General features: G+C 46.4%; 22 protein-coding genes. 9 read left to right on the forward strand and 13 right to left on the reverse strand.

The window, feature by feature from the left end; genetic code table 11:
• The first annotated feature begins 361 nt into the window (after window positions 1-361).
• The 3 genes from QT992_RS13625 (at window position 362) to QT992_RS13635 (ending at window position 3,503) form a co-directional block, all read left to right on the forward strand.
• Window positions 362-1,771, forward strand: coding sequence for an HD domain-containing phosphohydrolase (locus QT992_RS13625; RefSeq protein ID WP_333338525.1), 1,410 nt, complete (start codon window positions 362-364; stop codon window positions 1,769-1,771).
• A gap of 255 nt (window positions 1,772-2,026) precedes the next feature.
• Window positions 2,027-2,620 carry a pentapeptide repeat-containing protein gene (locus QT992_RS13630; RefSeq protein WP_333315478.1) on the forward strand — a complete coding sequence of 198 codons (594 nt, stop codon included), beginning with the start codon at window positions 2,027-2,029 and terminating at the stop codon, window positions 2,618-2,620.
• Window positions 2,621-2,747: 127 nt separating this feature from the next.
• Entirely contained in the window at window positions 2,748-3,503 is a 756-nt protein-coding gene (locus QT992_RS13635) for a DUF2993 domain-containing protein (protein WP_333035730.1), read from the forward strand.
• A 183-nt stretch (window positions 3,504-3,686) separates the two neighbouring features.
• Here QT992_RS13635 and QT992_RS13640 read toward each other — a convergent pair whose 3' ends face one another.
• Window positions 3,687-3,908 (reverse strand): hypothetical protein, encoded by a 222-nt coding sequence (locus QT992_RS13640; protein WP_333338530.1) that lies wholly within the window; start codon window positions 3,906-3,908, stop codon window positions 3,687-3,689.
• Between the two features lie 261 nt (window positions 3,909-4,169).
• Between QT992_RS13640 and QT992_RS13645 the strand changes: the two genes are divergently transcribed.
• Entirely contained in the window at window positions 4,170-4,460 is a 291-nt protein-coding gene (locus QT992_RS13645) for a DUF1816 domain-containing protein (RefSeq protein ID WP_333109629.1), read from the forward strand.
• On the opposite strand, the gene QT992_RS13650 is transcribed toward QT992_RS13645, so the two are convergent.
• A complete protein-coding gene (locus tag QT992_RS13650) occupies window positions 4,457-4,624 on the reverse strand; it encodes a hypothetical protein (RefSeq protein WP_333315476.1) in 168 nt (55 codons plus the stop codon). The genes QT992_RS13645 and QT992_RS13650 overlap by 4 nt on opposite strands.
• Before the next feature lie 205 nt (window positions 4,625-4,829).
• On the opposite strand from QT992_RS13650, the gene QT992_RS13655 reads away from it, so the two are divergent.
• Window positions 4,830-5,105, forward strand: coding sequence for a DUF1816 domain-containing protein (locus QT992_RS13655; protein WP_333315474.1), 276 nt, complete (start codon window positions 4,830-4,832; stop codon window positions 5,103-5,105).
• A 163-nt stretch (window positions 5,106-5,268) separates the two neighbouring features.
• Here QT992_RS13655 and QT992_RS13660 read toward each other — a convergent pair whose 3' ends face one another.
• Window positions 5,269-6,279 carry a J domain-containing protein gene (locus QT992_RS13660; protein WP_333315473.1) on the reverse strand — a complete coding sequence of 337 codons (1,011 nt, stop codon included), beginning with the start codon at window positions 6,277-6,279 and terminating at the stop codon, window positions 5,269-5,271.
• Window positions 6,280-7,170: 891 nt separating this feature from the next.
• Between QT992_RS13660 and QT992_RS13665 the strand changes: the two genes are divergently transcribed.
• Window positions 7,171-7,377, forward strand: a complete 207-nt coding sequence (locus tag QT992_RS13665) for a hypothetical protein (protein WP_333338533.1) — start codon at window positions 7,171-7,173, stop codon at window positions 7,375-7,377.
• Window positions 7,378-7,601: 224 nt separating this feature from the next.
• On the opposite strand, the gene QT992_RS13670 is transcribed toward QT992_RS13665, so the two are convergent.
• Window positions 7,602-8,891: a glucose-1-phosphate adenylyltransferase gene (locus QT992_RS13670; RefSeq protein WP_333315471.1), complete on the reverse strand. Its 1,290-nt coding sequence runs from the start codon at window positions 8,889-8,891 to the stop codon at window positions 7,602-7,604.
• A gap of 762 nt (window positions 8,892-9,653) precedes the next feature.
• Here QT992_RS13670 and QT992_RS13675 point away from each other — a divergent pair.
• Window positions 9,654-11,120, forward strand: a complete 1,467-nt coding sequence (locus QT992_RS13675; protein WP_333315469.1) for a glycoside hydrolase family 13 protein — start codon at window positions 9,654-9,656, stop codon at window positions 11,118-11,120.
• A 189-nt stretch (window positions 11,121-11,309) separates the two neighbouring features.
• On the opposite strand, the gene QT992_RS13680 is transcribed toward QT992_RS13675, so the two are convergent.
• Both QT992_RS13680 and QT992_RS13685 read right to left on the reverse strand, forming a co-directional pair.
• A complete protein-coding gene (locus QT992_RS13680; protein WP_333315467.1) occupies window positions 11,310-11,723 on the reverse strand; it encodes a fasciclin domain-containing protein in 414 nt (137 codons plus the stop codon).
• Window positions 11,724-11,888: 165 nt separating this feature from the next.
• On the reverse strand, window positions 11,889-12,314 hold the full coding sequence (locus tag QT992_RS13685; protein ID WP_333377129.1) for a DUF2358 domain-containing protein: 426 nt from the start codon (window positions 12,312-12,314) through the stop codon (window positions 11,889-11,891).
• Window positions 12,315-12,372: 58 nt separating this feature from the next.
• Between QT992_RS13685 and QT992_RS13690 the strand changes: the two genes are divergently transcribed.
• On the forward strand, window positions 12,373-12,951 hold the full coding sequence (locus QT992_RS13690; RefSeq protein WP_333377106.1) for a hypothetical protein: 579 nt from the start codon (window positions 12,373-12,375) through the stop codon (window positions 12,949-12,951).
• A 34-nt stretch (window positions 12,952-12,985) separates the two neighbouring features.
• On the opposite strand, the gene QT992_RS13695 is transcribed toward QT992_RS13690, so the two are convergent.
• A complete protein-coding gene (locus QT992_RS13695; protein ID WP_333377108.1) occupies window positions 12,986-13,381 on the reverse strand; it encodes a VOC family protein in 396 nt (131 codons plus the stop codon).
• A 53-nt stretch (window positions 13,382-13,434) separates the two neighbouring features.
• The gene (locus tag QT992_RS13700; RefSeq protein WP_333377111.1) at window positions 13,435-14,667 is read right to left on the reverse strand and encodes a histidinol-phosphate transaminase; all 1,233 of its coding nucleotides are present in this window, start codon (window positions 14,665-14,667) and stop codon (window positions 13,435-13,437) included.
• A 182-nt stretch (window positions 14,668-14,849) separates the two neighbouring features.
• Between QT992_RS13700 and QT992_RS13705 the strand changes: the two genes are divergently transcribed.
• Window positions 14,850-15,155: a WGxxGxxG family protein gene (locus QT992_RS13705; protein ID WP_333338546.1), complete on the forward strand. Its 306-nt coding sequence runs from the start codon at window positions 14,850-14,852 to the stop codon at window positions 15,153-15,155.
• 154 nt (window positions 15,156-15,309) lie between these two features.
• Here the strand turns inward: QT992_RS13705 and QT992_RS13710 are convergent, their stop codons facing one another.
• From QT992_RS13710 to QT992_RS13730, 5 genes are all read right to left on the reverse strand, one after another.
• Window positions 15,310-16,017 carry an ROK family protein gene (locus tag QT992_RS13710; protein ID WP_333377113.1) on the reverse strand — a complete coding sequence of 236 codons (708 nt, stop codon included), beginning with the start codon at window positions 16,015-16,017 and terminating at the stop codon, window positions 15,310-15,312.
• A gap of 32 nt (window positions 16,018-16,049) precedes the next feature.
• Window positions 16,050-16,739: a YqiA/YcfP family alpha/beta fold hydrolase gene (locus tag QT992_RS13715; RefSeq protein WP_333377115.1), complete on the reverse strand. Its 690-nt coding sequence runs from the start codon at window positions 16,737-16,739 to the stop codon at window positions 16,050-16,052.
• 294 nt (window positions 16,740-17,033) lie between these two features.
• Entirely contained in the window at window positions 17,034-17,519 is a 486-nt protein-coding gene (locus QT992_RS13720; protein WP_333315456.1) for a Spy/CpxP family protein refolding chaperone, read from the reverse strand.
• Between the two features lie 19 nt (window positions 17,520-17,538).
• Complete coding sequence (locus QT992_RS13725) at window positions 17,539-17,985, reverse strand: hypothetical protein (protein WP_333315454.1); 447 nt, start codon at window positions 17,983-17,985, stop codon at window positions 17,539-17,541.
• Complete coding sequence (locus tag QT992_RS13730) at window positions 17,982-18,695, reverse strand: sigma-70 family RNA polymerase sigma factor (protein WP_333315452.1); 714 nt, start codon at window positions 18,693-18,695, stop codon at window positions 17,982-17,984. The genes QT992_RS13725 and QT992_RS13730 overlap by 4 nt, the downstream gene beginning before the upstream one ends.
• Window positions 18,696-19,242 lie beyond the last annotated feature (547 nt).

Here is a 19,242-nt window from a genome sequence, read left to right on the forward strand (position 1 = left end):
TAAGAGCAGGCACCGCTTTTTGCAGTCAGGAACCTCAGCCCTGACGGCATGAGGCTTGTAAGAGATTCTTGCGAGCCGTCCTGACGGGCCGTATACTTTCGAGGTCTACGTTTTTTGAGTCACGACACCCGCTTGATGCGAAGCTAGTCCCCTGCTCTGTCATTTGCAGTTAAACAGTTTTAAGGTCACGCTCAACAGTGCTGCAAGTTTAACAAGCTCTCAAAACAAAGGCGCGTGCTAACTTTACCCGTAAGGGAGTTTTGGAGAAGACCACATCTCCACGGAGGGGCAACCATACCCATCCACCCCAATCCAATGTAAAGCCGTCCTAGAAGGACGGGGTTTCAGGCTCATTTTTCTGATGAATTCAGAATCAACTCTCGCCAGACTACAAGCTACACTTCCCGACGGAAAACTGCCTTCTAGCTACGGGGTATACTTCAAAAACACCCTCGTAGCCCTGTGTCACGCCCTAGAAGACCACATTTTGCAAACCAGTGGCGGGGACAATATCGAACTCCAACCCCTAGTTTTGGTGATGTTTCAGCAGGGAAAATGGTATTTACAGGAAGCCGATCGCTACCTAGATATTGCTAATGCCTCTCGGCGCGTTGTCATCGGTGCAGTAGCCGACAGCGGTTTTGCTAGCCACAAAACCGGTCAATTAGAAAATGTATCTTTAATAAATCTCGATGAGAATGACCCCATAATCCAAGAATGGAATTTAATCATCCTCGCCCCTACATACAAAGCAATGGTGCTTTGCCGCGAACTTTCAGACCAGGAATATTTGCCCGATGGCAAGCCGGAAGTAGATATAGAACGAAAGTTCTACGGTTTGTGGTCGTTTGACCAGTCTTTGGTGTCGGCTGCTGCAGAAATTTTTATAGAACAAACACGACATTACAACTCTCCCCTGGCCGACAGTTTGCTGGAAATGCACCACGAAATCCTGGCTACCATTGGCCCGCCCTTGGCAGACATTAGTGGCGTGGTATCGCGGATAGTCACTTACCTGCAAAGTTCTCAGCAGCAAATGGTGGCAATTAACCGCCAAACCCGCGAGTTGTGGGAATTGGAAGGTCAAGCTTTGCGCTTCAGCCGCAATTTGAACGCTAACAAACTTCAAGCTTTTCTGCGGATGGCCCAGCGCGTGGACGAACGCGATACCTCAAATCCTACAGCGTCTTTGCAGGTGGCGGCTTTGTCGGAAACTTTGGGTCAAATGCTGGATTTGCCGGCTTTGCAGTTGCGGAGGCTGCGGCTGGCTGGATTGCTATTTCGAGTCGGCTTAGTTTCGGCCCCGAATGAGGTGTTCGATCGCACCCCCGATCAATTAGACCCAGCAACTTTCTCGTTTTGGCGCGATCGCAGTTTCATCGGTTCCCAACTGCTGCAAGCAATGCCGGAACTAGCACCCGTAGCGGAAATTGTCAAGCATAAACTCGAATATTGGGACGGCAGCGGCAGGCCAGAGGGTTTGCGAGCCGAAGCGATACCGATTGCTTCGCGGATTTTGGGGTTGGTCGCTTATTTTCAAGAACTGACTCAACCGCGTGGCGATCGTCCGGCTTTGAGTTTGAGCGAAGCTTTGGAAGAGTGCCGCGAACTGTCGGGCACTCGCTTCGATCCGGCTTTGCTGGAAACTCTCAGCAACGTCGTCAGACTGACAGAAATGGGTTTGATGGAGTTACCAACTCGCCCGAGCCAACTGCCTAACGTGTGGTTGGAGGAGGGCGATCGAACGACCTCGGCCGCTCCGGCATTATAAAATAACTGGATTGGTAATGGGCGATCGGTAATTGGTAATTGGGAACTTGTACAGAGCTTGTGCTGAGCGCAGCCGAAGTGCCTAGCCGAATTATTGGGTATTTAAAACTCAGCACAAAATCTTTTCCAACACTACAAAAAATCAGCCTGTGCTTGCTAAGCGCACCCTACCACTGGGACTTGTAGGCCCTGCCTGTCTGTGCGCTAATGACTAATGACCAATGACTAATGACTAATGACTAATGACTAAAAACTAATGACTAATGACCTCGAAGCCATACGCAAAGGCAAAATTTTGATGTTGGTCGGCACTGATTTAGCCGGCAAAGACTTAGCGGGAGCGGATCTCGCGGGTGCTAACTTGTCTCAAGCCAACTTGAGTGGAGCTAATCTCGCCGGCGCTAACTTGCAGCGAGCCGTATTGCGAGCCAACCTCCGCGGCGCTGACTTGAGCGGCGCCAACTTGCGAGGCGCAGATTTTCGCAATGCCGATTTGCGGGGCGCTTCCTTCGCTAACGCTTTAGTCCGCGACGCAAGTTTTGGGGGTGCTTTTTTGACGGCGGCATCCATCGGCAATTTGGATTTGAGCGGTGTCGATTTGCGCGGTGCCGATTTGCGGGGCGCTGCTTTGGCTAGGGCAATTTTGCTTGGTGCCGATTTGAGCCATGCTAATTTGTCCGGCGCTGATTTGTCGGGAGCGGACTTGGAAGAAGCGATCCTGAATGGAGCCGTACTGCGGGGCGCTAACCTGACGGGGGCTAATTTGCTTTGCGCCATGATGGAAAAAACCCTTTGGGATGGAGCTTTGCTCGATCGCGCCTGTCTCCAAGGCACCCCCCTGAGCCCTTAAATTTCAAGAATGTTGTTTTGAAGACAGACAAAAAACAAGATCTGCTTATGAGGTGAATAAGCACAAGCAATTTTTACATTTCTTAATATAGGGTTATAATGGCGACTGTAGATGAGCAAACGAATAAATGGTAGCAGCTTTGTTTAGCGGTACATCCTTTCAAGGTCAAAGTGGCGATCGCCTTGTTAGTAAAGTAGCAGGAGCTGCGATCGCAGCCTTATTCAAGCGTTCAGAAAAGGCCGAGGCCAACATCCGAGTCGAACCAGTAGCCAAACTCTTGCAGGGAAGCATCGACGGTTTCGACTTCGTTGGCAAAGGTATGTTGATGTACAACGGCCTTCGCATAGAAGTGATGGAACTCTACCTGCAAGCACTCTCCATTGATTTTGGAGCGATTTTTGCAGGTCAAGTGAAATTACGGCAGCCTACCCAGGCAAATATGCGAGTAGTCTTAAGTCGATCGGATTTAACCACCTCATTCAATACACCTTTTGTAGTTGAAAAACTCCAGAAGCTGAAGTACCAAGAGCAATCTCTGCACTTTCAAAACACTGAAGTCAGCTTCGGAACCGACAAATCAATTCGGCTTCAGTCCGAAATTACCGTAGGCGATGCCAGCGAACCGGTCAAAATAGATATTACTGCTCAATTGCAAGTAGAAGACAGACGGAAAATCCAATTTGTCAGCGTTACTTACGGCGGTGACGAGCAAGCAGTAGACTTGGGTCAAGCTATAATTGCCCACGTAAATAACTTGCTAGACTTAGACAAATTTGCCTTAGAAGGCACTCAACTGCGAGTAGACCGCTGCCGAGTTCAGAACGACGAGCTGGTTTTCTACGGTTGGGCGGGTATCGAACAGTTCCCCAAAGGTAAGCGGTAAACCTCAGCCTGCTGAGCTGGCCAAATCCGATTTGTTTGAGAAATTTTATAGCTTAACAGCAAAACCCGCGTAGGCGGGTTTTGCTATTTTAGCGACAGTTTTTAAGCTGTGGCCCTGCTAGCGTAAGGTCGCGCTATAGTCTCGATCGCAAAAATTGGGTACACCCAAACCTGTGTGGCCAAGCTATATGTCACTGTCAGCTATACGCGAAGCAGTCGCCAAGACTATATAGCCTTTCTCACAAAAATTGGATACACCCAAACCTGTGTTGCCAAGGTTATTAAGTTTGATTTCATACCTCATCTGCCCAAGAAATTCTATATATTCCGGCGTATTTCCCGAAGTAAGGTGTCGCCCATTTAATCGATCGACTACTGCGTACTTAAACTCTTGTGGGGTAGCCACTCCTAGCCCACCATCAAGCTTAAATTTAAAGGCAAAATAGTTGATTCACTGGGATTCTATTCTCGCCTCAAAATCAGCACTCAGGTTGATGCGATCGCACAAATTACTTTGATAAACTTAGACATTCCTAAACGCAGAAACCGGGTTTGAGGGACGAAAGTCTCTGCTAAAGGGCGATCGCCAGGAGTTGAACAACCCGGTTGATGAGAGTCGCGAGGGCGTAAGTCCTGTGAGAAAATAAATAACCCCAAAAGAGGAAAAATGCTCGGAATTTATTTATTTTGTATCTACGTCGCAGTATTGTCCGTGTTTGCTGGCTCCAGCCCCCGCAGCCCTGAGAAATGGTGGGTAGAAATCGTCACAGATTTGCCCCGCTGTACCTACTATTTTGGCCCCTTCGACACCGACAAAGAAGCCTCCAGCAATATTCCGGGCTACATCGAAGACCTGGAAAGCGAGAAAGCGAAAAGAGTTAGCATCCGCATCAAACGGTGTCAGCCTTCGGAACTCACGATTTGCGACAGTGAATTCTCCGAGAGTATCGCGGCTTAAGAATTTTGATAGTCCAGACTCCAGAAACCGGGTTTTTTGACTAAAATACTCCATCTATCGCGAGGGGTATCTGTTAAATAACCCGGTTTCTGAGCGTCAAGATTGCCTAAGTTTTGTGTTCGTTTTTCATTAACTGAAGCCTCAACAATAATATTAAGCATCATCTTGTCCTAGTCCTTACCGTGCGGACTTTGTATTTGTAGGGGTGGCTTAAAAGTCGGCTTCTTCTCCACCAAAATGCAGATTTGATCCACCATTAACTGCCAAAATTTATCGGGATCAAATCAGCACTGAGGATGAGCCGATCGCTCTCGTTGCGTTGATAAATTGAGAACAGTAAAAACTACTTAAGTGTTCTCCGAGGTAAATATGTTTGAAATCTCTATGTTGGGTATGTTTTTCACGGCTTTTTGGGTGCTAGCTCAACCTGCTAGCAGCACTCGACGCGACGGATGGTGGGTAGAAGTGGATACAGATTCGCCAAAGGGTACTTATTACTTTGGGCCCTATGACAGCAGACAGGAAGCTTCGGACAACTCGAACAACTACATCCGAGACTTGGAGAACAAAGGATCTAAAAAAATTAGCATCAACATCAAACAAGGTAGTCAACCTACTCAGCTAAGAGCTAGTGAAGAGTCTTGAGAAGGTGGGAAAGTGCAAATTACGGGCGAATAAAATTTGAGTTGTTAACAGGGTTTTTTTTAAAATGACATCGCGCTTGCATACTGTAGGGACACAACAATGCTGTGTCCCTGGCGAATATTGAAGAAATGGTATTATTTGCCCCCGATAAATGCACGTTTTTTCAAAGCACCATCTGATTGAGATTACTGCGAGGATTAAAAGTGCGATTTGCTTTGATTTTTTCATAGCATTCGCGTTCTACACTGCTAATTTCTTTCGGCGGCACGATCGCAATTTTTACCAACAAATCAGTCCGCTCGTCTTTCTTGGGTTTCGGCCATCCTTTGCCGCGCAACCGCAAAGACTGACCCGAACGAATCCCGGCGGGAAATTTCACAGTGATCGTACCTTCTGGCGCCGGCACTTCAATTGAAGCTCCCAACACCGCTTCGTCTGGAGTTATCGGGACTTCGCAGACCAAATTCTCTCCCTCAAACTGGAAGAAAGCGTGAGGCAACACTTCTAATTTTAGGTACAAATCTCCCTGTTGCTTCGTGTAGGGGTCAACTTGACCTTTGCCTTTTATCCGAATTTTACTGCCGGTTTTCACTCCTGCTGGAATCGAAACTTCCCCCGTGGCCACTCGCTTGGAAGTGCCCCGAAATGCTTCCCCCAGAGTCAGGGAAATGGCGACCTCGGTGTCGAGAGAGCTTCCTGCGCTGCGGTTTTCGTACCCCGCGAAATCTTCAAATCCGCCAAACCCGGTGGGCCCGCCGCTGGTGTTGCGGTAGTTGCTGTAATTCCACTTGGCGTTGCGGGCACTACCCGGACTACTACCTGCGCGACCTAGCAAGGCATTGATAAATTCGTCAAAACTGCCGTACTCGCTGAAGTCAACCCCGCCAAAGTCTACATTCGTACTGCCTCCGCCCGGCCATCCGCTTGGAGTTGTGGCAGCTTGCTTCCAGTATTGACCGTATTGGTCGTATTTTTTGCGTTTTTCAGGGTCGGAGAGCACTTCGTAAGCTTCGTTTACTTCTTTAAAACGAGCTTCGGCTTCTTTGTTGCCGGGGTTCATGTCCGGGTGATATTTGCGGGCTAGTTTGCGGAAAGTTTTTTTAATTTCGTCAGAAGTGGCAGTTTTGTTGAGTCCCAAAATAGCGTAATAGTCTTTAAAATCTGTTGCAGCCATTAAGCAATCCCCTCTTTATTAGTTGTTATTTGTTAGTTGTTAGTTGTTAGAAAGAATAAATCCCAAATTAGCGGCAGGATGGCGCATTAGTATAATGCCTGGAGCCAAAGTGCCTGCGGCATCTCATTCAAATTATAGGTTATCAAAGGTTTGGACTCGATCGAGTTCGGTTGTTGCTGGGCGTTCGATCGCAATTTCCGCACTCTGCTGCTGTTTAAGATTTTATAGCATTCGGCTCTCTCGTGCACAAGGGAGCCGGAGCAGTCGGCTGTAGAAATGATTTTGGCATTCGACAGCAAAAACAATGCTTTCCTCAATTAAGGAACGTCCTTACCCTATAGGCCGTTGCTATAGCTGTGAGCTTTGAGACGGTGAAACTCCTGCGGCGAAAACTTTTGGGGAGTTATGAGGCTTAGGGCTTTCGGGAGGCGGCAGCCCGATTGAGGTGAGGGGGGGAAAGCTGCTGCTGTGGCGGGCGCGAGCCCAGGAGGGTTGACTTGCGCGGACGATCGATCTTTTTTGCTCTTTTTTTCCGGGTCGCGGTGCGATGGCTACGCCCCGGCTTACGCCTACGAACTTCTCGATATGAGCTTTATCACCCAATCCAAATCTTAGCAGGTTTTCATCAGCAAGTTCTGCCAAATCGGGTTTCTGAATTGTGACTATATAATACTCTAAATTGCGCCGTTATTCCACAAAATTTCTCGATATTTTTTATTCTCCCCAGACCAGTGCTATAAAATTTTATTTTTACAACCTCTGAATAGATTTTAATCAAACTAATATAACATAATTTCTCCCCTGTCTGTTAGCTACATCACACACTTTTATAAAACATTAAGATAGGATAGTAGAGCGATAAGCTTTTAACGCTACGAGGGTGCGAACATTATGAATTATTTGCTAAGTTGGCCTTGCGGCTGCTGCGACGATTGGAAAGATAGTTCCGAGAGTGCTGTGGTACTCAGAAACGGGCAGCGTATTTGTCAGTCGTGCTACCAGCGCAAATACAAGAATCAAAAGCTATTCGCCAGACGCAGGCGAGCGGACATATCTGTATCGCGGCAGACAGTAACAGAGACTGTCGCTTATTCATAATGCGCGAGCCTTGGAATAAAGCCAAGTATTTCGACAACCTCGCATCAGCGGTGGGAATTAATAATCAACCAAAAAAAAGAATGAATTTTGTCATCAGTCATCAGTCATCGGTCATTGGTGATCTGTCACTAATTTCATTATTTATCATCAGTCACTTGAAAAGCAGGTAACAGATTTTAACTTAAAAAACTAATGACTGACGACTAATGACTAATGACTAATAACTAAATGATAGTTCCATCAGGAATCGTGGCATTTTTCAGAACTACGATAATGCCGCTGCGGATGTAAAAACCTTGGTTTTCGCGGTTGGCTTCTTCCACTCGGTCTTTATTAATTATTTGAACATTGCGGCCGATGCGGGCATTTTTATCCACAATCGCGCGGCGAATTGTAGTATCTGCACCGATACCGAGGGCGACGCCGCCGCTGTCCAAACTCGAATGCCGTTCGGCGTCGGGTTCGTAGAAGTCAGCACCCATTACCAGGGTGTCTTGAATCGTACATCCAGCTTCAATGCGCGATCGAACTCCCAACACAGAATGGTCGATCCGGCACTGTTTGAGAATGCAGCCTTCAGCAATAATCGATTCAGTTACGTGAGTATCTAAAAGCTTAGTCGGCGGCAAGAAACGCGGGCGAGTATAAATCGGCGCATTTTCATCGTAGAAACTGAAAGGCGGCTGAGGCTGTTTTGTCAGAGCCAAGTTAGCATCGTAAAAAGCCTCAATGGTTCCGATATCTTCCCAGTAATCGTCAAACAAATAAGCTTGAACGTTGTGGTCTTTTGCATTATTCGGAATAATCTCTTTACCAAAATCAGTTTGGTTGGGAGATTCCTTCAGGAGTTTAATCAGAACTTCTTTTTTGAAGACGTAAATCCCCATCGAAGCAATGTAAGGACTTTCCTGAGCCTGCTGCGCTGTCAGTCCCAGTTTAGTAGTATCGACCTGCATTTGTTTGAGGGCATCGCCTTTTGGCTTTTCGCTGAAAGAAACAATGCGGCCGTTGTCGTCTATTTTCATCAAACCAAAATCCGACGCCCGCTTCTCGTCCATAGGCAAAACTGAGAGGGTGATATCGGCATTGGTTTCGCGGTGTCTCTGCACAAACTTCTGGTAGTCCATGCGGTAGAGGTGATCGCCCGAAAGAATTAAGTATTCGTCAACGTCCCACTCTTCTAGCAGCCAGAGATATTGGCGAACTGCGTCGGCTGTCCCTTGAAACCAGTTGGGGTTTTCCTGAGTTTGCTGGGCGGCGAGCACCTCGGCAAATCCCTCGGTGAAGCCGGAAAACTGGTAGGTGCGAGCGATGTGACGGTTGAGGGAGGCCGAGTTGAATTGGGTGAGGACGTAGATTTTGACTATTTCCGAGTTGATGCAGTTGCTGAGAGGAATATCGATGAGGCGATATTTGCCTGCGAGGGGAACTGCGGGTTTGGCTCGCAATTTGGTTAGGGGGTAAAGGCGGGTGCCTACACCGCCACCGAGGATGATGGCTAAAACTTTTTTCAAGGAACTTTCTCCCTAGGGTCGATTAACTCTCCAAGTACAGTGTCGGATGGTGAGGGCTTCTTGACAAGGGGGGGGAGCAAGGAAGTTTTGAGTTTTGAGTTATGAGTTGAGTCGCTTACCCACAAACCGGGTTGTTTAATCCAAATACTTCTTCAAACCCTCAATAAGAGTTAAAAAACCCGGTTTATGAGAGTTGGAGTGTGTGCGGGACTGGAGTTAGGAGTTTTGAGTTGTGAGTTAAAATACCCATCAATCCATAATGGATATTTAAAAAAGTTTTGAGTTGTGAGTTAAAATACCCTTCAATAAATAAAGGCAGTTTAAGGAAAGAATAAGGTTCGGGGTTTGGGCTGTTAATAACAAGTTTTTTGGGTAAATCCCCCGTTTTCACCATTTCTCGATCGAGGCTCATGGCGCTGTTGGTGTTTTTCAAGGCAGGTCGAGCGCACCGCCACGCCCGCTGACTCTCTGTATGGGATCAAAGTGCGATCGGGTTCTGCTTGAATTTGAGCCGGTTTTTTTTGCTGGCGTTCCTGTTATCAGAGTTTGTGCGACTCCACAGGACTCAGGAAGCACCGCCCGTCGGGACGATAAATTTCTAGGTAGAGTCAGTTTTCAATCTTAGATTGACTGCAAATTTGTGTAATTTTTTACAATTTGTCGATCGACAAAATGGGATCAAATGTCTATTCTCTACCAAAAGCTAGATCCGCAACAAACATCTGCTACTGTAGCCTAACCCCTAAAAGCTAGAAAAAGTGTATGCAAATTCAAACGCCGGACTGGGTTAAACACGCGGTATTCTACCAAATATTCCCCGATCGCTTCGCCAAAAGCAAACAGCCTCGCAAACGCCTGCTGCAAAACTTCATGTGGGAAGAATGGCACGCAATCCCCACCCTGCAAGGCTACAAAGGCGGCGACTTGTGGGGGGTAATGGAACAGCTAGACTACTTGCAAGACTTAGGCATTAACGCAATTTATTTCACCCCCATATTTCAGTCGGCCTGCAATCACCGCTACCACACCCACGACTACTATCAAGTCGATCCGATGTTGGGTGGCAATCCGGCTTTTAAAGAGCTTCTAGACGCCGCTCACGATCGCAACATCAAAATTGTCCTAGACGGCGTATTCAACCACGCTAGCCGCGGCTTTTTCTTCTTTCACGACATCCTCGAAAACGGCCCCCATTCTCCTTGGGTGGATTGGTTTAAAATTGAAGGCTGGCCGCTATCTGCCTACGACGGCAATTTTCCTGCTAACTATGCCGGTTGGGATGGGAATCGAGCACTTCCTGAATTCAATCACGATAATCCAGAAGTGCGAGAATATATCATGGAAATCGCCGAATATTGGATTAAATTCGGCATCGATGGCTGGCGGCTGGACGTTCCTTTTGAAATTAAAACCCCGGGATTTTGGCAGGAATTTCGAGAACGAGTTAAAGCAATTAATCCCGAAGCTTACATTGTCGGCGAAGTTTGGGAAGATGCGAGAGAATGGCTCGATGGCAGTCAATTTGACGGCGTGATGAATTATCTTTTTGCTGCCCCAACTATTGCTTTTGCAGCGGGTGACAGAGTAGATTTAGCACAAATTGAAGGCCGTTCTTACCATCCCTATCCGCCGCTGTTTGCTAAAGAGTACGGCGACAAAATTCAGCACGTTTTGGAACTCTACCCGTGGCCGATACAGCTAACTCAACTTAATTTGTTGGCCAGTCACGATACAGCTAGGTTGCTGTCAATTGCTGGGGGCGATAAAGCTAGCGTCGAACTCGCTACTTTGCTGCTGTTAACTTTTCCGGGAGCTCCCAGCATTTACTACGGCGATGAAGTTGGTTTACCCGGTGCTCTAGACCCCGATTCCCGCCGCGGTTTTCCCTTAGAAGCTCACTGGGAACTTGATGTTTTAGATTATCACAAGCAGTTGATAGCTTTGCGGCACAAATACGCTGCCCTCCGCACTGGTTCGTACCAAATTCTGTTTGCTGAAGGAACGGTTTACGTTTTTGCCCGAATTTTGGGGGATGAGGAAATAGTTGTGGCTGTCAATGTCGCGACCGAAGAAGCTAAGATTAGCTTTGAGGCAGCTAATTTGAAATCTCCTCACGAGAAATTGCTGTTCGGTAAAGGCGAGTTTGTTTGGAAAGGTGACGGGGAAACTCGCCTTTTAGAATTGATGCTGCCGGCGCGATCGGGATTGATTTTAGGTTCGGATAATTAGTTCAGCAATTACGCAAGTGTCACGAGCCAATAGACTTGTAGGGTGCGTCAGACCGAGTTATGGACGCACGATCGAGGGTTTGGGCCCTGACGCACCTTACTAATTGTGACACTTGCGTAAGTTCTCTAGTTTAAAATGTAATGTGCGCCCATAAGCACCCTACTAAATTTAGAGATGCCGCAAGTTTGATTATGCTGCAACCAATGCTGGTATTAGCACCGCATCAATGATATGAATGACGCCATTGTCGGCAAGAATATCTGAAGTGATAACTTTAGCCTCATTCACTTTAATGCCGTCAGAAGTATCAATTCCTACCACAGAACCTTCCACTGTTTCAGCAGAACTTAACTCAAGCAAATTCTCAGTTAGTACCTCGCCAAACAGAACGTGATAGGTCAGAATTTTCTTGAGCTTGGGTATGTCTTCCAGCCAAGAGGTAATAGTGTTCGTAGGAATTTTGGCAAATGCCTCATCAGTTGGTGCTAAGACGGTGTAGGGGCCCGGACTTTGCAATAAATCTAACAAACCAGCCGCTTCAATAACAGTCACGAGGGTTTTGAAAGAGCCGGCATTGGTGGCAGTCTGGACAATATCAGCCATGATGTTTTTCAGGAGTGCAAATAGCAGAAAATGAATCAGAGGCGACAATCATTTTAGCAATTTACAAATAGCAGAAAATGAATCGGAGGGATGATGATTATTTTAGCCATTATAAGTTAATTCGGTTGTCGGCCCTGATGGCGAGGCGCGATCGACCTTTTTGGCTTATACTTGGGTCGCCTCCTCTCCCTTGCGGAAAAACTGCTTTAAAATCTCTCCGGGCTCTCTGTCCCAAGTGTCGATATGTTCGTAAATTAAACCGTCTTTATCCAGTTGATAAGTAGAGTAGCCGTTAAAAAAAATCCGAGCTTTCCAAGGAACCCGCAGTGTCCCGCGAACAGTCCAATTTGCCACAATAGTATCAGGGGCTGTCTGACCTACGTCGTGCAGGTCGAAGTAAATCTCGTTAAAGAATAGCTGCCCGTGAAATCGCAGAGTCCAAAAGATAATGCGATAGTTGATTTTTCCTTTAAATTTGTTAACAGGGTCTTGAAAATAAACATCTTTTGTGTAGATGTCGTAGGAGATGTCTTTCTCAAAAAGCGTCGGGAGATCCGCTTTCAGGGTGTCTACTGCTTGTTCTACCTGCATTTGATATTCGATCGCGCTCAAACTACCACCTTGTGACAGTATTAATTTATAACTTTAAATGAATAATCTCGATCGGCAGCGGGAGGAGAAAAAAATTGATACTTCAACCAGCTCTAATCTTACCTCTAATTATATTGTCCGCCTCGGCCTTTCTGCTGACCCGGACTTGCGAAATCGAAACCTTGGCACAGATTTGACAGAACACCCCCACTCCTCTGACATTCTCGCAGAAATCAACAGCGGCAAGCTGTTGATGGTAGATAGCCGTCGCCGGAACGGCCTAATTTTGATTAAACGTTTCCACGCGGAGTTTGCCGGGCCTGGGGCTGCCGTTGGGGGCGCTTTTGATGTTGATTCTCAGCAGGCGATTCCCGTGGGCGATTTTTGTTTGGTTTGCCCTCACTCTCCCGAAGAAATACAGAAAGCTTTGGGAATTCGGCGGCAGTGGGTGCGGTTAATGGAACAGTTAACGGCAAAGCCGGCAGCTTTGGAACGCGCACAAATGGTTTTAACTCAGTTTGAACAATATTTGGATTCGGAAACGGTGGCACAAATTCCCGATGAAGCTTTGGCACTTTTAGTAGGCGTATTTCCCCAAACCATTCGGGCGGCGCGGCAAGGAAATGATCAGTTATAAATTGGTGTAGATACCTTATGCTGCGATCGCGCTGCTACAAGATCCACTCGGCATTCTGCAAAACGACTCGATAGCCATCTGGGTCTTCAAAGGTCACTCCATCTTTGTCCCAGTAGGGATTGTAGGAGTTTACTGGCTCAAATCCCATTGCTTTCATTCGCTCAACAACCTGCTGCCATTCTTGTTGGTTAGGAAGATAAAAGACGATAAGATTGTCTTGAGTTGGAGCGCCACCTACAATATGTCCCCGTTGATGGATGAATTCAAAGTGGTGGCTTTCTCCTGGCATCCCAACCATTACTCCGTCAAAACCTTCATGGTTTTCAAAACTATCGAGGATTTGCAGCCCTAAACCCTCTGTGTAGAAATGAACAACTCGATCCAGGCAATCCGTTGGACGAGCAACCCGTAAAACCTTTCCTTGAAGCATATATATCTTCTCCAAAGTTATTTTTGTGTTAAGCAGAAACTAGATACCGAATATTATGAGTTGTCAAAAATTTCTCCAATTCGATCGACTGTTCGCTGATTTTCCTCCGGGCTACCCACCGTAATTCGCAAACCTCCTCCAGTATGCCTAATTAAAGTACCTCCCTCTTTTAGCTGCTGCATGATTTGTTGGTGTCCCTGTTCGGCAGATTCGCCCTCACCGGCTTTCAACCGCAGGTAAACGAAGTTAGCCGCACTCGGCCAAACTTGCAATTTTTGATGCTGAGTTAGCGCTGCAATTAATTTGGCTCTTTCTGATAGAGTTTCGGGAATGGTTGCTAGCAATAACTGCCGCTGCGCTAGGGCAAACTCGGCTGCTGTTTGCGAGAAACTGGGAAGGTTGTAGGGGAGACGGATTTTTTCTAAGGTGGCTGTGAGTTCGGGATGGGCGATCGCATATCCGACTCTCATTGATGCTAGTCGAAAGGCTTTGGAAAATGTCCGCAAAATTATCCAATTCGGGTGATGGTGCAATTGGTCTGCTAAAGTATTTTGGCTAAATTCAAAATAAGCTTCGTCAATTACTACTAATATCTCTTCGGGTAAAGTTGACAACCATTCTATTTCATCGATTGTCAAAGCATTGGCGGTGGGGGAATTGGGATGAACGACAAAGACGGCGCGCACGGGGGGATTTTGATTTTGGGCGAGATCCCTTTTAGCAGCCTCGATATCGATTTCAAAATTTTCCTCTTTCCGCTGAACACTCACAACGGGAATGCCGAGGGTTTGGGCGATTATTCCATACATCGAAAAGGTGGGATTCGCAACTAAAATAGAGCCGCTACCGCCTAAACAAGTAGCTATTAAGATGGATCGAATTAGTTCGTCGGAACCGTTGCCCACAGAAATATTGTCGGCTGTAATGGCGGTTTTTGGCAGTGTAACCCCCCCTAGCCCCCCCTTGTTAAGGGGGGGGACAGGAATAGATTCTGCCCCTAGCCCCCCCTTGTTAAGGGCGGGGATTGTGATTGATTCATTGACGTATTGGGCGATCGCCTCTTTGAGGGCGGCGTGGCCTCCGTCGGGATAACGATTTGTCTCAATTAACTGCTGGTAAGTCCAAGCTAGCTTTTTTTTAAATTCTTCTGGCAACTCGTAGGGGCATTCATTGGTATCGAGGCGATCGATCGCACTTTCCGAGTGCGCTGGTTCTCCTGATGTGCCGCCCGGATGGGGAGTGTATGCGGTAAGTTCGGCTAAATCTTTTCGGATAAAGGGAAGCATGGTATAATTTACGACTTTTTATTTTAGATAATTTGCTTAGAAGCATCTGAACTTAGCATAGAGCTTGTTCTATCTCGAAAGCAAGAGGAGAGGGAGATTTAGTTTCTGTCGATCGATTGATGCGTCGGCTGCAGCAAATTGATTATTCTTAGAAAGTAACTGCTAATCTGTGGAAACCAAGTATGAAAGTCAAGCCTTCCGATATATCTAAAAATGCCGCCGCTACCCTCATAGCTTTGAGTTTGGCTGTTCTCCCTTCAGCTATGCCTGCCTCAGCTCAAACTAACTCAGCTCCTGCACAGAACAATACCGAGTCTACCCAGAACAATACTGAGTCTAATGGAGTTGTTCTAGACACAACTCCCCTTCAAGAAAGCAAAGAAGACAACAATCATTGGGGTGCTTTGGGTTTGTTGGGCATCCTCGGTTTGGCGAATCTGTTTCGCAAGGATGAACCCAAACGCTACCGCGATCCGATGGGCGAATAATTGTTTAAACGGTGGTGGCACAAGCCAAAAACCAAATCAACGGACGTGGATTCAGAAACCGGGTTTTTAACTGAAAGAGTGGATTATTGCCTTTAATCCAACCAAAAAATCCGGTTTCTTTGATATTGATGGGCATTTTTGCCACCAAGTTTATTCAATCGCGCCACAAAGCAATCCCGCCCAATAAACCGCTAACATTTGGTACTATTTTAACCTGTGGCGGTAACTCAAAAGCAATCTTTTTAGTATTGCCGCCGCCGATGTAAATGCGATCGCAGTTAAAGAGATTTTGCAGATAGGTGAGCGCTTTTTCCAGACGGCGATTCCATCTTTTGGAACCCACTGTATCTAATGTCGATCGCCCTAATTGCTGTTCGTAAGTTTCCCCTTTGCGAAACGGGTGATGTCCTAATTCTAGATTTGGCACCAAGATACCATCGACAAATAAGGCAGAACCGAAACCGGTACCAAGGGTAATTACTAATTCTACCCCCGTCCCCGCAATTGCTCCCAATCCTTGAATATCGGCATCGTTAGCCACTCGCACAGGTTTTCCCAAGCGATCTTTGAGGGTAGTTTCTAGGTCAAAATCTATCCAAGACGGATCTAAATTCACTGCGGTTTTGATAACGCCTAGACGCACGACACCGGGAAAACCGACGGATACTCGGTCAAATTCCCCTTGTCCACTGGCTAAAGAGGCGATCGCCTCTAGTACGGGTTCCGGTTTCGGTGGTTGAGGCGTTTCTAAACGGCTGCGTTCCGTTTGGGGCTCGCCTTCATTGTCCAAAACCATAACTTTGATGCCGCTTCCGCCAATGTCAACGGCTAAGGTGCGAGTCGATCGATCTTGTTCAGTCATTTGAGTGTTAAGACTTGCAAGTTGGTCAAATTTTAATTTTTGAATTGGCAAAACTTTTGAATCGCTTCCCACATTTCCGCTAGGACATTTCCCAAAGAATGATCGTCTTCTAATTCGATTAATTGCACCCAGGGACGGTTAGCGGCAAAATCTCTGCTAGCTTGAATCGGTATTATTGTATCATGCTTGCCGTGAAGAATTAACGTAGGGACTGACCGAATTAATTTTTGTTCAGGGTATTGAGCCATATCTGCCACAAACTGATAATTCAGCGGCAGATAACCTTGTTCGCCGTAGTGGTAAACGGGCAAATATTTCTCAGACTGCCACTTTTCTAACTGTTGCTGTCCCAACAGCGGCAGCCAGTGGGAGATAAAGTCAAAAGCCGGTGCTAACAAAACTATTTGTTTGACGGACAATTGCCGCTGGGCCAACCAAGCCGCTGTTAGCCCCCCAAAACTAGACCCTATTATTGTAACTCCGCCTAATTCTTTTACCTTTTCTGCCGATTGGGAGGATTGGGTTTGCAGAAATTCTGTTTCTATTTGCTGCAACTGGCGGGTGAGAGTGAGCCCCGAAAAATCGTTTTGATTGAGATCGGGAGTTTTTAGGTCAATTCCTAGGGAAGAAAAGCGATCTAGGAAATATTTTGCCTTAAGGGAATCGGGACTTGAAGCAAATCCGTGTAAATAAATGTAACTCCAATCGTTCTGTAGATTCATCCAGAAATTTTTATGAGACTTCTCAACTAATTATTTTAACTTAAAATGAGTTATTAAATAAAAAAATAAGACCCTAAGTAGATGAACATATTTACTGATTATCCCAAGAGAGAAATCCAGCGCATAGACTTGAAATCCCTTACTTTTTAGACGAATTATCCGAAGATAGAAAGCCATCGCGTAGATTACAGAAAAGCAGCGTTTATCGATGCCTGTATTTATTGATTTCTACCTGCTTACAATGAATCGCAGAGTGCGTAAGCACCCTGCGATTCACTCTACACTAATCGTCAATTACTGCGGTTTTTGACCGTTTTGCATCCGGTTTTTAACAGTTTGTCGGCGCTGCTGCATCAGTTGAGCTAATTGGCTGCGCTGTTCCGCCGTGAGCACTTCTCGCATTGCGAGTGTAATTTCAAATTGCACCTCTTCCAACTGCTGCCTCAATCCGATTATTTGACGGTGTTTGTCGCGTATTTGGCTGGCATTTTCCGTGCCGGACATCATCGTTTCCAATTCTTGTCTGGCTTGGCGGACTGCTTGCATCCGCTGGGAAACTTGGTCTTTGTAGCGATCGCGCACTGCCTGCATTTGCTGCTTTTGGTCTGCGCTTAAATTAAGTTTCTCGAACATCCCACCTTCCCGGCCACCTGGTCGATTGGGACGCTGGTTTTGGGCAATTGTTTCCGGTTCAAGGGGATTAGGAACTGCTATTGCTGCGGCTGTGCTGCCGAGAGTCAGCATTAAAACGGCTAGGGCAGAAATACGACGAATTGACATGAAAATTGCCTCTTTGATATTACTTATTTGTTGGCGGTTCGCTGTCAGCATCAGGGCTGAAAGTCAACCAGCCTGTTTGCGAGCGATCGGTCATATTTTCTTGGGGAGAATCATGGAGGACACCCTCCCAGTTAGTAACTAAAAATGCTTCTAACTTAGCTGTTTCCTCATCTGGCAATTGTGCTGTCTGAAACGGACGGTAGCCAGACCCAAAAAATAGCAGACCAGCAGCAATCGCAGACGACACAGCCCACTTAGAAACAGATGATACTTTTAACCTGTCATTAGACTTAGGTGACGTAGTTACTCGCGTTTTTTCCCGGTGGATTTCATTAACAATGCTCGCCTGATTACTTTCTATTGCTGCTAAAATTTTTAGCTCTAAATCTGGTGCAGCTTCAGGAATATTTGGGCGATGTTGCTTCAAGAAATTTACTAACTCTTGGTCGCTGCTTGGGTTATTCATAGCTCGCTGACACCTTCTTTTTGCAAAAATTGCCGCAGAGAATTTCGGGCATAAAACACGCGAGATTTGACAGTCCCCGCCGGCAGTCCCAAAATTTGGGCTACTTCTTTTTGCGGGATGTCTTCTAAGTCGTGCAGCACCAAAACGCTGCGGTGTTCAAAGCTCAATTGCTCCAGTCCCCGCTGCACTAAATCTTGATAGTGCAACTGCATCAAGTCCGATGTGTTATCTTTGAGAATAACCCGATCCATTGTTTCTTGATTTTTGAGTTTGGAGTCAAAAGAATGCTGTTTAGCAAATGCTTGTCTTTGGTCGGAAGCCACATTCCAAGTGATTCGATAAAGCCAAGTAGAAAAGTTTTCCTGGTGCTTGAGTTTGGGCAATCCTTTCCAGACTCGCAGGAATACTTCTTGTGCTAAATCGTCAAGAAGCGACGGGCCGCAGAGTTGGTAAAGGGTTGACCTGACTTTGTGTTGGTAGCGTTGGTAAAGGTAGCGAAAGCAAGTGCGATCGCCCTTTAAACATTGAGCAACTAAGTCCGAGTCGGAACAGTCATCGATTAAAACATTGGCTGACACAGCTAACACCTGTGAAGTCTCCCCCACCAGTTCGTTATCTGAAGTGTTTAGACAGGGCGATCGCAAAAAAGGTTCAAAGGATTTAAAATTTTTTTTCGACGAGGCGGCAGGTAGGGACATGACAATGCCCATTGGTGTCAACTTAACCTCAAATTTAGTGCGAGTCTTCTGTGTAGCAATTAAGACCCGATCCCCCGGCGCTCCCCGAATCGTTGCGGGGGGACAAGAATCTTCTCTTTCGTCCCCCTTTTTAAGGCTACCGCGTACACACAAGTGGATTATGACTCACATCTTGTACCATTCTCAATTACTTGTTTAGGAACAGGCAAGATGCCTGTTCCACAAGAAAACTCACTCTTTGTGGAACGGGCATCTTGCCCGTTCTTGACAATGCTGCAACATCTGAGTTATGAGCTAGTTTCCACTGTTGCTGTTCGACCAATGTCTTAATCGGAGGGTAAATTAATTGTATAAGTACCCTGATAAGGCTCTTCTCTTAAGTAGGCATAAAGCAATTGTGACTTGTCTAATAACCGACGGTCTTGTACAAGTGATTTAGAAAAGGTATATATAGCGGTTATCAATTAAGTGAGGTTCAATTTGAGATTGAATAAGTTGGTCATTTACGAATCAATTAAAAAATCCTCAATCCCCCACTTTAAAATCTAAATCTGTACAT

The sequence above is a fragment of the Microcoleus sp. T3_D1 genome (assembly GCF_036700405.1).
In the GTDB taxonomy this organism is placed as follows: domain Bacteria; phylum Cyanobacteriota; class Cyanobacteriia; order Cyanobacteriales; family Microcoleaceae; genus Microcoleus.

What these genes read in the sequence shown, in the direction of transcription:
- QT992_RS13635 (WP_333035730.1), top strand. Translation starts at nt 2,748, where the DNA reads ATGGTAGCAGCTTTGTTTAGCGGTACATCCTTTCAAGGTCAAAGTGGC.
- QT992_RS13730 (WP_333315452.1), bottom strand. Translation starts at nt 18,695, where the DNA reads ATGGGCATTGTCATGTCCCTACCTGCCGCCTCGTCGAAAAAAAATTTT.
- QT992_RS13685 (WP_333377129.1), bottom strand. Translation starts at nt 12,314, where the DNA reads ATGCAGGTAGAACAAGCAGTAGACACCCTGAAAGCGGATCTCCCGACG.
- QT992_RS13645 (WP_333109629.1), top strand. Translation starts at nt 4,170, where the DNA reads ATGCTCGGAATTTATTTATTTTGTATCTACGTCGCAGTATTGTCCGTG.
- QT992_RS13720 (WP_333315456.1), bottom strand. Translation starts at nt 17,519, where the DNA reads ATGTCAATTCGTCGTATTTCTGCCCTAGCCGTTTTAATGCTGACTCTC.
- QT992_RS13665 (WP_333338533.1), top strand. Translation starts at nt 7,171, where the DNA reads ATGAATTATTTGCTAAGTTGGCCTTGCGGCTGCTGCGACGATTGGAAA.
- QT992_RS13725 (WP_333315454.1), bottom strand. Translation starts at nt 17,985, where the DNA reads ATGAATAACCCAAGCAGCGACCAAGAGTTAGTAAATTTCTTGAAGCAA.
- QT992_RS13630 (WP_333315478.1), top strand. Translation starts at nt 2,027, where the DNA reads ATGACTAATGACCTCGAAGCCATACGCAAAGGCAAAATTTTGATGTTG.
- QT992_RS13695 (WP_333377108.1), bottom strand. Translation starts at nt 13,381, where the DNA reads ATGCTTCAAGGAAAGGTTTTACGGGTTGCTCGTCCAACGGATTGCCTG.
- QT992_RS13655 (WP_333315474.1), top strand. Translation starts at nt 4,830, where the DNA reads ATGTTTGAAATCTCTATGTTGGGTATGTTTTTCACGGCTTTTTGGGTG.
- QT992_RS13690 (WP_333377106.1), top strand. Translation starts at nt 12,373, where the DNA reads ATGAATAATCTCGATCGGCAGCGGGAGGAGAAAAAAATTGATACTTCA.
- QT992_RS13710 (WP_333377113.1), bottom strand. Translation starts at nt 16,017, where the DNA reads ATGACTGAACAAGATCGATCGACTCGCACCTTAGCCGTTGACATTGGC.
- QT992_RS13650 (WP_333315476.1), bottom strand. Translation starts at nt 4,624, where the DNA reads ATGATGCTTAATATTATTGTTGAGGCTTCAGTTAATGAAAAACGAACA.
- QT992_RS13660 (WP_333315473.1), bottom strand. Translation starts at nt 6,279, where the DNA reads ATGGCTGCAACAGATTTTAAAGACTATTACGCTATTTTGGGACTCAAC.
- QT992_RS13675 (WP_333315469.1), top strand. Translation starts at nt 9,654, where the DNA reads ATGCAAATTCAAACGCCGGACTGGGTTAAACACGCGGTATTCTACCAA.
- QT992_RS13625 (WP_333338525.1), top strand. Translation starts at nt 362, where the DNA reads ATGAATTCAGAATCAACTCTCGCCAGACTACAAGCTACACTTCCCGAC.
- QT992_RS13715 (WP_333377115.1), bottom strand. Translation starts at nt 16,739, where the DNA reads ATGAATCTACAGAACGATTGGAGTTACATTTATTTACACGGATTTGCT.
- QT992_RS13700 (WP_333377111.1), bottom strand. Translation starts at nt 14,667, where the DNA reads ATGCTTCCCTTTATCCGAAAAGATTTAGCCGAACTTACCGCATACACT.
- QT992_RS13705 (WP_333338546.1), top strand. Translation starts at nt 14,850, where the DNA reads ATGAAAGTCAAGCCTTCCGATATATCTAAAAATGCCGCCGCTACCCTC.
- QT992_RS13680 (WP_333315467.1), bottom strand. Translation starts at nt 11,723, where the DNA reads ATGGCTGATATTGTCCAGACTGCCACCAATGCCGGCTCTTTCAAAACC.